This is a genomic window from Halorussus gelatinilyticus, from assembly GCF_023238445.1.
Taxonomy (GTDB): Archaea; Halobacteriota; Halobacteria; order Halobacteriales; family Haladaptataceae; genus Halorussus; species Halorussus gelatinilyticus.
On sequence record NZ_CP096658.1, the window covers coordinates 2011054 to 2025568 of the forward strand.

A 14515-nucleotide genomic window follows, 5' to 3' on the forward strand; every position below is an offset into this window, starting at 1 on the left:
GTAGTTCACTCGTTGTCCGGTGTCGGTTGCGTCTGAGTATCTTCTTTCAGGTAGTAGTACATCGAGAGGGTGATGAGTGGTGTGACGATGAGCCAGAGGACGTATTCGAACCACATCTCCTCAAAGACATTGATTTGCAGTGATATCTGGCCCCCTTGGTAGAATGCAAGCCACCATACGAGGTAGACGAACACACTGAGTGCGAACATCGAGAAAATGCCGAGGATTTCGATAACTTCCTTGAGCGTCGATTTCGAGACCATTTGTGACTGGTAGTGAGTTTTAGCTGGGTTGGGTCAGTTGAGTTCTGGTTGGCTTGGAGACCGGATGTAGACTCCCGCTTGCGTCACGCAATATACCATGGGGATAACGGTGTTTTGTTGTATGGGTCCTGAGATACGCTAAGCCTCGACTCAACTATGTTAGCGTCAAATTGGCCGTACTCGACATCGAGCGTGGCAAATTACTATCGGTGAGTGTTTCTGAGACCCGTCTCAGTGAACAGCGTTAGTGCGAGATTGGAGGGGTGTGCATGAGGTAGATACTGTAGCTGTGAGTACGTCTCAATCCTTGAACCAGCAGTACGATAACATTTAACTGTGGTTCCCCGAAACGGTCAGAACAACCAAGATATAGGGGTTCGCTATCCCCGACTCACTTTGTTAAGCAAGCTATGCAACATCAAAACGCCCCACCCTCCACATCCGAATCATCCCCGTCCACGCCCGTGATTGCAGACTGTGAGAACGTCACGCGAACATACACACGCGGTGGAAACAGCCGGTTCTTCGGATCCTCGTCAAACGACCGGCCGACGGTAACGGCCCTCGAGGACGTGAGCCTTACAGTACATCGAGGTGAAATCATCGGACTCGCGGGCCCGAGCGGTAGTGGCAAATCTACACTCCTCCATCTACTTGCCGCACTCGACACCCCAACCGATGGGACGGTCACCGTCGATGGAAAGGATACGAGCACGCTCTCCGGTCGAGAGCGAACCAGACTGCGGCTTACGACAATCGGCATTGTCTTCCAGCGCTTCCATCTACTCCCCGCCCTCTCGGCAAAATCGAATGTTGCACTACCTCTTGTTGAACAGGGGCTTGGGAAAAGGGCGCGCCACGACCGTGCGACTGATCTCCTCGAGAAGGTTGGCCTTGGTGATAGAGCTACCCACAAGCCCGGTGAATTGAGTGGCGGAGAGCAACAACGGGTTGCGATTGCGCGCGCACTTGCGACGGATCCCGATCTCATTATCGCAGACGAACCGACCGGCGAACTCGACACCGAGACGGCGGGGGCGATTCTTGAGGTCTTCGAGGGGCTTGCGAACGACCGCGCAGTCGTTGTGGCGTCCCATGATGACCCGACGCTCGCGATTGCTGACCGCCGAATCGACCTCCAGGATGGACGCGTGGTATCCAATGGCGACTAATTCATCACACGGGCGACCGTCGCGAGTGAAGCGATGGCTTGGGCTCGTTGGCGTTGGCCTGCGACGCGTCCGCGAGAAAGCGTTCGTCACCGAGTCTCGTCGAGTCGCGTTGAGCGTCAGTGGTGTCGCCATCGCCATTGCGCTCATGCTCATCGTTACTGGTGTTGCACTTGGACTGTCCTCCCAAACGACCGTAGGTGGGGATTCAGTTGATTACTGGATTACACCAGAAGCAGGCTCAACCTCGACAATGGTCGTCTCCACGGACGCCCCACAGTTCGGGGCTGTTCATCCGACCACTGCACAACTCACCCAGAAAGAGGAGGTGAGGTACGCAACGCCAGTGCTCATGCACGCAATGGAGATGCATACGCCCGGTGGTGAAGACGAGAGTGAGTACGTCATCGTCATTGGTGTTGTCGCTCACTCCGACGTAGAGGTCGCCGGGTTATCCGCAGGTCCGATGCACGCTGGTGACCCCTATTATGCGAACGGCACCTACAACGGAACGTGGACCGGGGAAGCAGTGGTGTCGCCTGCGGCCGCAGAACTTCTCAACGTCACGAACGGCACGTCCTTGATTCCGACAAGAGGGGCACGGGGGAATCAGACACTCACGGTGACTTCGATTGGCCGTGAGGGCGTCAGCACTGGAATGGGCCAACTACCGGTCGTTCTCGTCCATTTGAGTGAGGCCCAGCAGTTGACGGGGGCGACAACCGGCGACCAAGCCGACCAAATCTTAGTTGATACGAACGCACGCAATGTGAAGTCTCAGTTGGAGAACGTCTATCCGCGCTCAACAGTGATGGCCCGAAGCGGATTAACGGCACAAAACATGTCGTCAGGACTTCCGCTCGCGATGAGTGTCGCCGCATTGTGCGTGGCCGTCATTGTCGGCACGCTCTTCGTCGGGACGACGATGGGTCTCGAGATCACGGCTGACCAACAGCAGTATGCACTGATGGGCGCGCTCGGCCTCCCCTGGCGTAGTCGTGCCGTTGTCGTGCTCGTCCAAGCTCTGATGGTGACGATTGTCGGCGGTATCTTTGGGCTTGCATTAGGGTATCTGGGTATTGAGGTGACGAACCACCTCGCCCAGCAGTACATCGCACCGTCTGCCATCGCTGTCGCCCATCCAATACTTGGTGTGTGCGGAGTTGGTGTCGCCGTGCTCATCGGGTTGCTCGCCGCACCCTATCTGTTGTGGCTCACGAAACGAACGTCGATTCTCGACCAGCTCAACACCTAACATGCGCCCACTCACCAAACTTCGCGCCGTCCTCGGCATCACGGTCGCACAGCTCACCCACGAACGAACACGGACCGTCTTAGCCATCTTCGGGATTGCACTCGCCGTCCTCTCAACGACACTTCTCGCAAGTGTTGGATATGGTGTCGTCGAGACTGGCCAACAGAAATTCGACGCCTCCGGGCGCGACCTCTGGATAACCGGTGGGCCCGTACAATTGGCCCCCGGAAGTGTCGGTGGATTCGAGAACACACTAACGAACGCACATGGCATTGCAAGGAATCTCACCGCTCGTGAGGACATCCGGACTGCGGAGCCGATGGCCTTCCAAACAGTGTACGTCGGCACAAACCCAGATGACCTACAGACGATTGTCGGAGTAGGGGTTCGAGGAACAGGTAGTAGTGGTTCTGCCCAGATTACCAGGGGAGCGGGCTTTACTGGTCCTGACCGCCATTACGCTGGTGGAAGTTACGATGGGAAAATGACCAGAGAGATTCTTATTGGGCCGAGAACAGCAAATCTGCTTAATGTCTCGGTCGGGGATACAATCCATGTTGGAGGCACGGTTGTGAGTGCTCGTCAGAACGAGTTTACCGTGATTGGTATCTCGCCGACGTTCTCGCGGTTCCTTGGAACACCGAGTGTCACGCTACGATTGAGTGAACTCCAGGAGCTTACAGGCACAACTCAGACGGATCCTGCGACGATGATCACGATTGACCTTCGTTCGGGAGTAGATACGGCTGCTATCGAACAGGAGCTTCAACAGAAGTATCCACAGTATGATGTTCGCACGAACCGCGAGCAGCTACAGTCGATTCTTGCGGATAAAGCCGTTGTTCTCGCAAGTGGCCTGGTGCTTGTCATTTTGGCTGTTCTTGCGGGTGTTGCGTTGACGGCGAATCTACTCGCGTTGCTTGTGTATCAGCAACGCCAGCAGTTAGCTGCGGCAAAGGCACTCGGCATCTCTTCGTCAGTGCTTATCGGGACTGCAGCAAGCCAGGGACTCTTGCTCGGCCTGCTTGGTGGCGCTGTCGGACTTGGGATTACGCCATTTGCCGGTGCGGGGTTGAATATGGTTGCCGCCCGACTCGTTGGATTCGAGGGGCTTGTTCAGACACCGGATCTCGTGTTCGGCATTGGTGCCGTTGTCGCTGTCGGGATCGGGATGATCGGCTCGCTCGTTGCCGGATGGCGGGTAGGTCGAGTCCAGCCGTTAACGCATCTCGAAAGCTAATGTCGGTTGCTGGTTAGTCGCTCTGTGTTACCGGCCAGCGGTCTTCACCCCGCGAGAAGCCTACGAACTCGAAGCACGCCAAGATTGAGAAGCTCGATACAGTACTGAGGAAACGCAGCCGGACTCAGCATGCGGAATAGCCGCTTCGAATTGCTGGATACACGCATCTCGTCCTCTATATGGGTCTTGATTTGCTAGCAGTTATCGCTCAAACAGCGATCACAGACGAGGAGACGCCCTTGGATACTGGCCGCTGAGGACGAACCTTGGTGTGAGACATCAATAGGTGTAACGGGCACGTATTCCCGGTAGTACACACACCGCTCGATTGCAGCAATACAGTCGGTCATACCAGCCAGTTCCCGTCATCGTATGCAAATCTTCCCCTTTCCAAATAGTTGGATTATTCCTCACCTCTGATGATACTCTCGATTCGTTGTCCCGAGAATTTGCGTCTCGCTACTGGAGAAGAAGACGAAAGACCCACAACGGCGCTCTTTGAAACCCGAATCAATGTGGCCATGGGGACATCTGGGCGTGGGCTATCTCTGTTACGTATTTTGGGTTCACGGAAGTGATAGCCGTGAGCAGACATTTCTGACGCTCCTCGCTATGGGGTTTGGGACGCAGTTCCCCGACATCATCGACAAGCCTCTTGCATGGAGCTTTGAACTCTTACCTTCTGGTCGCTCGCTTGCTCACTCACTGCTTACAGCATCGCTTATCCTTGCAGTAGTATACTGGATTGGGCATCGCCGCCATCGCACAGACCTTGTTACCGCATTCGGTATTGGCTATCTCTCGCACAGTTTCGCGGACCTCGGCCCGACAGTCGTATTCGGTCTTCTCTACGGTGATATGAGTCAGGTACAGTGGACAACGTATCTGCTCTGGCCTGTGCTTCCGTCACCGCCGTATCCAAGCGATAGCGCATTCATGGACCACCTCATGGCATTCAGGTTTGAACCATATGTGATCGTACAGTTCCTCATATTTGGTGTGGGCATCTTTGTCTGGATAGCGACCGGGACGCCAGGCCTCAACTCGGTCCGTGACCGTATCACGCGATGATTGCGTGAGAACGCCTGCAATCGTGGTTGATGGCCGGAAGCGAGATATCCGTTGACGAAGTGAGGTTTAAGTTCTGCTCTCCAAACATATACCTATCATGAAGGTCGCAGCTATCGGCGTCGGCGGTGCAGGTGGCCGCATCGTCGATGAACTCGCCCGAGAGAACAAGAGCCGCTCAGTCTCATATCTCACCACCGCTCAGGTCCTCGACACAGAGTTTGAAGACCTTTCAGCGCTCACGACGATTCCCGACGACGCATGCCACAACTTTGGCCATCTTGAGACACACGGGACCGGGACGGACGGCAATCGGACAAGTGGTATTGCGGCCATCAAAGAAGACCTTCAAGAAGTGCGTCGTGAAATTGAGTCAGCAATTCCGTCCGAGACTACTGCTATCTTTGTCGTCGCAGGACTTGGCGGTGGGACAGGCTCAGGTGCCACATCCCATTTGGTGCAAGCGCTCCGAGAAATCTTCGAGATTCCACTCTATGCCGTCTCTGTTCTCCCGGCCGGGAACGAATCGATTCCCCCTGAAAACACGGCTCGTGGACTCAAGACAGTCAGTGAAGTCGTAGACGCCCAAATCGTCTTCGATAACGACAACTGGATTGGAAGAGACGACACGATCTCCGAGAACACTGCTGAACTGAATCGTGTGCTGGCTGAGCGACTTGGGACGCTCTTTGCTGCTGGTGAGGCTGAGACGGCTTCAGCTGTCGGTGAGCGCGTCATCGACGCGAGCGAGATTATCGCGACACTCGACCGGAGTGGGTTCGCGACACTTGGGTATGCTCAACAAGATCTCCAACCTGACTCTGCAGACCAGACTGGATCACTTCTTAAAACGGTTCGCGAACGTCTGTTTGGCGGAGAGAATGACACCGTTGATGAGGTAAAGGCGATTAAGGCAGTTGAGACGACACTGCGGCGAGCCGTGAAGGGAAAACTCACGTTGGAGTGTGATCTTCCGGCCGTAGAGACTGGCCTCCTGATTGTCTCTGGACCATCGGAGTGGCTTCATGGAGACGCGATTGCTGATGGTCGTGCGTGGCTCTCCGAGGAAATCGAATCTGCTGAGTTACGAAGTGGTGATGCTCCACTACAGACGGAATCACAGCTCATGATACTCGTCTTGTTAGCAGGCATTTCGGCGCATCCTCGAATTGAAGACTTGCAAGCAGTCAAGGAGTAGTGGTCTCTGCTTTTCGCGTCTGCGCGGGGTTATGTGAGAACCGGTCGGGAATACCGGTTCGAAAACGGTAGTCCGAGTCTATCTACCGATAACGCATACCTGCTGTGTCGTACGCTTGCTGCCATCCGAGTTCCGCTTTTTTGCTATATGACGTGACTCGCTGTAGTGAATGCCTTCTACAACGACCACACCCCAACGATGACAGTTTCTATACAAATAATTGGCTATTGATAGCAGTGACTACTTTAACAAAAACAATACTCAATCCTGGATGAAACGGCAATTTCCAGAATTTACCGATCCTGGAGCAGGTCTCACTAGGCACGATTTTTGTACGCGTCGAAAACGTTAGTATATTTAGTATTGTATTGATGGGTGATAAATACGGGGCACGTACTTATCGATACTAGCGATCCAGTTACAGATATTGTTCTGAATAAAGAATTGCATTACCAAGTGCTGTTAATCGGGGCTCGCAGCGGCGGAATTCTTGTGATTGTTTTCGGTTGGGTCTGCCGGTTGGGAAACCATCCTATTCGCGCGGGTTGGTCCGAGATCAGCGATCTTTCGTTCTGTAGCACCTCGGACGGTTCGGTAAGTTCCTAAATTGGTAGTCGATGGCACCGAAGCGTTGATAATTAGATTCTGACTAGTGGGTCGCTGACGACGCCCACCCCGCGGGTTCCTCAAAGCACTTTGGAGTACTCGCAGACGAACAGGCTACTGCACACGAGGCAGAAAGGGAACCGCGATTGTGCCATATCGACTTCTATCCAGACGACGAACGGCTCATGCTCGTCGACCTGGACGACGTGATTGATGTTCGAGACGACGGGACTGGTGTGATGACGCGTGAGGGGTGGGACGTCATCCAGTCACTCGGCGGGGACTAGAGATGCCGCGGTCGATGACCAACATGCACGTCTTCGTGAAGGGACATTCCTAGCGACGTAGACCGGCGGAAGATTATAGAGGATCTGAACGAGGGGGCACGTCGAGATCTACGGCTATCCGGCCAACGGTCGGGTAATCTGGACGACTTGGCTGCACATCAAGGACACACCGCAGCATACTGTCCCCGAAGCGCAGGACGTGACCGACGAGTTAGTCGATAAGTACGTCGATGAGGAGGATCATCTAAGCGACTAGGAACAGGCCGATTCCGTGATTGAACGGTACAAGTCCAAGTCCGAGTCGATCAGAGTGGGGGTCATCAGTCGAAATACTACGACCTCAATCCGGTTCCGATAGCGAACATCAGACTGTTCCGGAAGTACAGGAGGAACGGGCAAGGTCCGCATCCCGTCCACGGGCAACGACGCCCCATGACAATCCCAGGCCGGACGACAAGGACAGTACGAACTTCGGTGTGGATAGCCAGAAGGGGTGAAAGTGCTGGGCCCACGACGACGGTGGGGGTGCGCTCCAGTTGATTGCGGTCCTTGAAGACATCAGGGACTGCGGGAACGCAGTAGACGTGATGCAGGATTGGGAGAATTCGCTTCGAGTCTGTTTAGCAGCACGGGACGGGTAGAGTTCTGACTTGGATGACGAAGATCCGCCTACGATAGCGTTGAAAGGCGTGTGTGAGGTGGAGAATCTGGATTATCCTGAGGATGGGGTGCTCGATAGTGGGACGTACAGGATTGCACGCTGATTGTACGATGCGGTGAGCTACTGATCACCAGGTACCGTCGATTGCGCGTTGATACACGGTTTCTGCTTGGTCGGCGACCGTATCCCAGTCGTATCGCTGCGCGCGTTCGACGGGTTTCGTCGGTGGTCGTTCACCGTGTAGTGCGTCGTCGAGCGTCTCAGTCATGGATTCGACCGTGGGATCGACGAGGAGACCCGCGTCGTCGATGACTTCGTCCGCCGCTGAATCGGGGTGATCGGCAGCGATGACGGTACAGTCAGCGGCCATTGCTTCGACGAACGTGATGCCGAATCCCTCTCTGGTGCTCGGGGAGGCGAAGACGTCGGCGGCGCGCATGTGACCGAGGACACCCTCATAGTCATCGAGAAACCCGAGAAACTCGACACGGTCGGCATGGGTCAGTGACTTGCGTTTCGCTTCGAGGCGCTCGCGTTCGGGACCGTCGCCCACGATGCCCAGCGTGGCGTCGTGTGTACTAGTGATTTGGTCAAACGCGTCGAGGAGGACGTCAACGTTTTTGTGTTCGATGAGTCTGCCCGCGAAGAGGATATCGTAGCCCTGCTCAGGGAGCGGAGCGTTTCTGACCTGTTCGACGTTGATGCCGTTCGGAACGATTTCGATGGTCTCGCGTGCTGGCCTGATGGCCGCGAGGCGGTCGGCCGTGATAGACGATATCACTATTGGATGTTGGGGGGTGTGAGCAGTGATGCGCTCAGTGAGCTTACCGAACGGGGAGAGGTGACCGAGGTATTCTTCCCAGTAGTCGCCCCAGACCTCGTGCCAGGTCGTCACGAGTGGCGTGTCCGTGCGGAGACCGGCGAGCTTCGTGGCGAGGACAGGGAAGTACGGGAACACACTGGCGACGACGATGTCGTGCTCGTCGCGGCGGAGGTGTCTACGGAGTTGTGGGAGCGCTCGGGCTGCGAAGTCTATGGCTTCTGTGATAGAACGACGGTCTTCGGCGTAGAGGTCGGCTTCGGGAGCGACTGCGCGCAGCGTCATCCCCTCGTGCGTGGTTTCACGAGGTCCGTCCCAGAAGTGACGACCGTAAATCGTGACGTCGTGGCCTTTGTTAGCGAGGCGGGTACCAATCTCGTGGATGCGTTTTTCCGCACCACCGGTGACAAACGGATAAACTACGTTCGAGACGAAGGCCACGCGCATTAGCTATGTAGATTCAGTTGTCCAGTATTTGACTTACGATTCTGTGTGGTCTCGTTGAAACTCATCAGTCAAACATCTATGCGTATCGAATCATTATTACTTGCTTGCTCACAAAATGCCTGTAATGCATATCCTGCAAACGCCAGTACGATTTTCTCCTCATATCGGTGGAGTTGAGACGTACGTTCACGACCTCTCGAAAAATCTCATCAAGCTAGGCCACGACGTCAGCGTCGTTTGTGCGAAGGTCAACCCGATAACAGACCATCACGAACAAATGGATGACATTGATGTCCATCGGCTTTCTAGCATAGGCAGCATAGCGAATACAAACCTCACACCAACATTACCGATAGCGCTGTACCGGCAGGCCCAAGCTGCGGATATCATCCACACGCATCTTCCCACACCATGGAGTGCCGATCTTAGCGCATTAGTTGGGGCTGCCACTGGGACACCAGTCGTGCTGACCTACCATAACGATATTATCGGCGAAGGGCTTGCGGACTACGTCGCCCGACTGTACAACCAGACGATGCTACAGATCACACTCCGGTTGGTAGACACTATTATTATCACTCAACCAGATTACTGCGACGATTCACCGCATCTCCGTCCGTATCAGAATAAAATTGAAGTTGTCCACAACGGGGTTGATGTCAATCGTTTTCGACCTGTCACTATTGATGATGCCGAGCGTAGTCGGTTAGGATTTGATACGGATCGACCGAACGTGTTCTTCCTCAGCGTTCTTGATGGGCATCACGGCTACAAAGGATTGGATGTCTTGCTAAGGGCGTTTTCGCTTCTGGCCGACCGAAGTGAGACTGTTCCGCACCTGCTTGTCGGTGGCGGCGGGGAGGCACGAGCCCAGTATGAACAGCAGGCCAAGGTGCTTGGCGTTGAAGACTACGTCACTTTCTTGGGATACGTTGAGGAGGATGACCTTGTTGCCTATTACTCGGAAGCGGATCTGTTTGGTCTTCCCTCGCTGTCGTCAGATCAAGAGGGATTCGGCCTGGTTCTCCTAGAGGCGCTGGCCTCCGGGACACCCGTAGTCACGACCGATGTTGTGGGGGTCTCCGATGCAGTAAGCAGCAACGATATTGGTGAGGTTGTTCCGCGTGACGACCCGGCAGAGCTGGCTACCGCAATTGACCGTTTATTGTCTTCGGGATTTGATCCTGATGATGCTCGCACACTTTGCAAGGACGAATACTCATGGCGGTCAAGCGCTGAGCAAATTGAGCATATCTATTCAGAACTCTGCCGCTGAACGACTGATTCGTATATCTCTACTGTTTCGGATGCGCACGTAGCCCAACTAAAACTGTCATACTGTTTGTATCCCTTTTCTACTATCGCTTCCCGCTTCTCCTTATCTTCCAGCATTTCGGCAATAGCTGTTGCCCACCTCTTCGGTTTCTCAGGATCCACTAGTATCGCTGCGTCGTCCAGTATCTCCGGGATCGCCGTCGCTGTTGACGCTACGACGGGTGTTCCAACGGACATTGACTCTAGCGGTGGTCGTCCATACCCCTCGTACTTTGACGGGAAAACAAAGGCCGAAGCGGAGTGGAATAGCCGAGCGAGCACAGACTGTTTGACGAATCCAGTTCGAAGGACACGATCCTCTACACCATTCTTTTTTGTATAGTACGTAGTTCTAAGTGACTGTAGCGGATTTCCTGGTGTCCCTGCAATGACAAAGTCAACGTCTTCATCTAGCGATTTCAGCGCCTCAATAATGACTTCAATATTCTTTTTGCTTCCTTGTTGACCAACATACAGAATATAGGGCTCAGTGATGTTGTACTCGTTAAGAACTTCTTTTGGAGCTGGATCGGTTAAATGTGACCCATCCACTGACGGATAAACGACTGAGATGTTCTCACTCGAAATAGTTGTGTTGTTGACCAGATCCGATTTCGTGTATTCTGAGATAGTAATTAGATGGTCCGCCTCAGCTAATCCTCTCACGTATACCGGTGCAAACGTTCTACTGAGAATGTTCCCGTGTTTGGACGTAATATACGGTATTATGTCATGTACTGAAACAACTACTTCCGATTCAATATCGGTGTTGAGCAATCCTGCTGCTTGAAATTGATTTGGTAAGTGAATAACGTCATACTCATCACTAATATTAGTTAATGCTTGGCTTACACCCTGTGTGAACGACACGTAATCCCCGACTATTGGAACTACGAACTCAACGGGAGTAATTGTCTCAACATCGACTGAGGCGCTCCTTGAGAGGTGGTGTAATAGTTCGTACTCGTAGTTTCCAATTCCACTGCCTGTTTCTGGCTCTGAATAGAATCCGACTTTCACTGTGTGAGAGTTACATCTAAAGAATTTATAGACTTTTCCCTTACCAAAGTCACGTGTGAATCAGGAGCAGCTGAGTTCTTCGAGAAGGTTATTAAAAGATCTTTCAAAATCGCCCCAGATCGACGAAATTACTCTCGATATCCTGACTAAATGGGGCTATTCCTATGCGTCGGTTTCTAGTGTGGGGAGTCCAGACCGCTTCGCCCCAAGTTTCACAGCAGGGGAATCTACGGATCTTCTTGAACACACCTATAATAATCACGAAATATTTAAATAAGTATATTACCGATATCGAACCCAAAAGGATTTTTATTCTGTCATTTTATACTATTGAATCAATGGGCTCTGTAGTTTCAGTACACAGCGGTCGATTTCGTGGATATCTGACGCTCCAGCGGAGGTTGTAGAGGGTGACTTCCAGCCGCATTTCACGGAACTCCAGCCACCAGCTTCGCGAACACATGGCAGCGCTGAGCGTACGCTTGATGCTTGAGGTTTATTATAATCTAAACCAAAAGTTGTATTACCCTATCCCAATAGGGTGCAATACAATGAACCAAGGACCATTCTCAAATCCTGTTATTATCCATGATCCATTTGATATTCATGGAGGATCACAGGAGTACATTTCACATCTCGCAGAAACAATTGAGGCACCAGTCTACACCCTAACAAACGAGACCAACCTAGATGAAAATATAGAAATGAACTCATTTGGATCAACCCTAACTACAAAATTGGATTCAATTCCCGCATTAGGTGAGGTAGTACGAATTGTTGAATACGAAAATTTCCACGTGCCCGAAGAACATGACGTAGTTATAACATCGGGAACTTTTGGACAGTCTGTCATACATCATCCAGAGCAGCACCGAATTCACCTCTTACATACGCCAACCCGTTGGTTATTTGATTTAGCTCCTGGGAAGTTTAATGATAGTATATATATTCCAAAAATTGCTAAATATTTGTACCAATCAGCTAGAAGAGTACATGAGATATCAACTATAAGCAGAATAGATGAATTTATAGTGAATTCTGAAATCATCGAAAATCGACTCAAATCATATTATCAACGAGATGCGACCGATATTATCTACCCCCCAATCCAGGTAGATAAATATTATAACAAGGACCCCAAAGGATTCCTGTTATACTTAGGGCGAATTACACCAGCTAAAGGAATCAAGCAGATTATTAGCGCCGTGTCGGATTCAGATTATTTACTCAAGGTTGCCGGGAGTGGACCACTAGAAAACCCCCTACGTCGGAGTTCAGGCGACAACATAGAGTTTCTAGGGTTCGTCTCTGAGGAAAAAAAACACGAGCTGCTGGCGACCTGTGACGGTTTGATATTCAACTCTAAGCACGAAGATTTTGGGATTGTACCAATAGAAGCATTCGCAAGTGGGAAGCCAGTAATAGGAGTTAACGAGGGGTTTACAAAATTCCAAATCGAAGACGGGAAAAATGGAATACTATATGACCGGGGAGTAGAGAACCTCCAACAAGGAATACAAGAAATGTATACGAAAGATTGGGATATAAACCAGATTCAATCAAGCGTGAAACCGTATAGTATAGAAAAATTCGAAAATGACTGGAAGAGGTTGATTTCGCGCAATGACTGAGGACAAAAGATCCTCAGGAAACTTTATACGGGATTTTAGCTTTTATTCGCTGGCCGACGCTATTCCAAGCCTTGTTGGATTTATTGCGTTAATCACTGTAACACATATATTTAGCACCACAGAATATGGGAAATATACCTTAACGATAGCGTTTGTGACAATCTTATCGACTGCCCTATTTGACTGGCTCAGACAGTCTATCCTTCGATTCGAATCCAGTTCAGAAGACATAACCCCAACATCTCTATCTTTGCTGGTAGTTTTAACTTCCTTAATTGGACTTGGAGGTATTGTAGGGTACTATGTTTTAAAGCCTCAATTAGGGAACTATGCACCATTCTACGTTGCTGGTGTGATCGCACTGATTGGAATGGGATTATTTAAGGTTTTGAGCTCTATATTCCAAGCTCGCTTGCAGTCCGGCCATGTTCTCCGTTTCAAAACACTAAACGGAACCCTTCGGCATGGTTTAGGAGTTATTCTATCCATCTATGTATTCGGGACAACTGTGGGATGGATATGGGGTGCTGCAGTTGGAAGTATAGTATCGGTTATTGGTATTTTATCTCAGCTCTCCTCCCTCCGATTATCATTTAATCCTGATATTGCCCGTAAATTAGCCAGATATGGCGTCCCTATGATTGGATGGTTATTTGGATTAACACTTCTTAACTTTATAGATCGAGTATTGATTGAGACACTTCAAGGAACTGCGGCAGTTGGTATATATTCCGCTAATTATATGCTAGTTCAGACTGGCTTGCCACTTGTTCTAACCCCTATAATTGAAGCTTCTCATCCCGTAATTATGGAAAGATGGAACGGGGATAATGAAAAGACGGTGTCAAAATTGATATCAGAGTATAGCCGATATTATCTGATACTAGGGGTACCTGCTGCAATCTTTGCAGGAGCAATTAGTCAACCCTTGAGTTTTCTTGTCTTAGGCGAAGAATATCAGGTTGGATTTGTTGTAATACCGATCATCTCTGCCTCGTTGTTCTTCTGGAATTTCTCAATGATTGGGCACAAAGGACTTGAGATACATGATAGAACTTCGATTATGACTACCGGGATAGTGCTCTCAGTAGTTGTGAATATAATCTTAAACTTTATGCTTATACCAGACTTCGGTTACGTCGGCGCTTCCTTTGCAACTCTATTTAGCTCAGCGATATATATGGTGTTTTCATATTTTATGTCACTCAAAACTGTGAAATGGAGAACACCTACAACAACAATACTTCGAGTGGGAGCCTCCGCAGTAGCTATGACATTCATATGTATTCTGTCATATATTATCACGACTACGGAAATAGTCATTCCGACGCTGGCAGCTATTTGTGGCTTCATCATCTATGCTACCTTACTTACTATTTTGGGGGAAATACAAGAGGAAGATATGCAGATATTCAAAACTGTTCCATTTATCTCATATAATACCATCTATTCAACCTGGAAAATACTCCAAATTACAGAATAGAGCCCAGTTATAATGGCTTTTGAGAGATGCTCACTCCAGTGCTAATAGTTTCT

Annotated in this window: 12 protein-coding genes; 9 read left to right on the forward strand and 3 right to left on the reverse strand. The window is 51.0% G+C overall.

Features of this window, described 5'->3' with window-relative positions:
• Positions 1 to 5 precede the first annotated feature (5 nt).
• Positions 6 to 263: a hypothetical protein gene (locus tag M0R88_RS10370; RefSeq protein WP_248653437.1), complete on the reverse strand. Its 258-nt coding sequence runs from the start codon at positions 261 to 263 to the stop codon at positions 6 to 8.
• A gap of 410 nt (positions 264 to 673) precedes the next feature.
• On the opposite strand from M0R88_RS10370, the gene M0R88_RS10375 reads away from it, so the two are divergent.
• The 5 genes from M0R88_RS10375 to M0R88_RS10395 all read left to right on the forward strand — a co-directional run bounded on the left by M0R88_RS10375 (position 674) and on the right by M0R88_RS10395 (position 6193).
• Positions 674 to 1435, forward strand: a complete 762-nt coding sequence (locus M0R88_RS10375) for an ABC transporter ATP-binding protein (protein WP_368409342.1) — start codon at positions 674 to 676, stop codon at positions 1433 to 1435.
• 250 nt (positions 1436 to 1685) lie between these two features.
• Complete coding sequence (locus M0R88_RS10380; RefSeq protein ID WP_248653439.1) at positions 1686 to 2687, forward strand: ABC transporter permease; 1002 nt, start codon at positions 1686 to 1688, stop codon at positions 2685 to 2687.
• Between the two features lies 1 nt (position 2688).
• Positions 2689 to 3927, forward strand: coding sequence for an ABC transporter permease (locus M0R88_RS10385; RefSeq protein ID WP_248653440.1), 1239 nt, complete (start codon positions 2689 to 2691; stop codon positions 3925 to 3927).
• A 513-nt stretch (positions 3928 to 4440) separates the two neighbouring features.
• Complete coding sequence (locus M0R88_RS10390) at positions 4441 to 4998, forward strand: metal-dependent hydrolase (RefSeq protein WP_248653441.1); 558 nt, start codon at positions 4441 to 4443, stop codon at positions 4996 to 4998.
• A gap of 97 nt (positions 4999 to 5095) precedes the next feature.
• Entirely contained in the window at positions 5096 to 6193 is a 1098-nt protein-coding gene (locus M0R88_RS10395) for a tubulin/FtsZ family protein (protein ID WP_248653442.1), read from the forward strand.
• Between the two features lie 1681 nt (positions 6194 to 7874).
• Here the strand turns inward: M0R88_RS10395 and M0R88_RS10400 are convergent.
• Positions 7875 to 9014: a glycosyltransferase family 4 protein gene (locus M0R88_RS10400; protein ID WP_248653443.1), complete on the reverse strand. Its 1140-nt coding sequence runs from the start codon at positions 9012 to 9014 to the stop codon at positions 7875 to 7877.
• Between the two features lie 124 nt (positions 9015 to 9138).
• Between M0R88_RS10400 and M0R88_RS10405 the strand changes: the two genes are divergently transcribed.
• Positions 9139 to 10290, forward strand: a complete 1152-nt coding sequence (locus tag M0R88_RS10405) for a glycosyltransferase (protein ID WP_248653444.1) — start codon at positions 9139 to 9141, stop codon at positions 10288 to 10290.
• Here M0R88_RS10405 and M0R88_RS10410 read toward each other — a convergent pair.
• Complete coding sequence (locus M0R88_RS10410) at positions 10269 to 11348, reverse strand: glycosyltransferase family 4 protein (RefSeq protein WP_248653445.1); 1080 nt, start codon at positions 11346 to 11348, stop codon at positions 10269 to 10271. The two genes, M0R88_RS10405 and M0R88_RS10410, sit on opposite strands and share 22 nt — an antisense overlap.
• 55 nt (positions 11349 to 11403) lie before the next feature.
• On the opposite strand from M0R88_RS10410, the gene M0R88_RS10415 reads away from it, so the two are divergent.
• From M0R88_RS10415 to M0R88_RS10425, 3 genes are all read left to right on the forward strand, one after another.
• A complete protein-coding gene (locus M0R88_RS10415; RefSeq protein WP_248653446.1) occupies positions 11404 to 11625 on the forward strand; it encodes a hypothetical protein in 222 nt (73 codons plus the stop codon).
• Positions 11626 to 11899: 274 nt separating this feature from the next.
• Positions 11900 to 12979 (forward strand): glycosyltransferase, encoded by a 1080-nt coding sequence (locus M0R88_RS10420; protein ID WP_248653447.1) that lies wholly within the window; start codon positions 11900 to 11902, stop codon positions 12977 to 12979.
• On the forward strand, positions 12972 to 14462 hold the full coding sequence (locus M0R88_RS10425) for an oligosaccharide flippase family protein (protein WP_248653448.1): 1491 nt from the start codon (positions 12972 to 12974) through the stop codon (positions 14460 to 14462). The genes M0R88_RS10420 and M0R88_RS10425 overlap by 8 nt, the downstream gene beginning before the upstream one ends.
• Positions 14463 to 14515 lie beyond the last annotated feature (53 nt).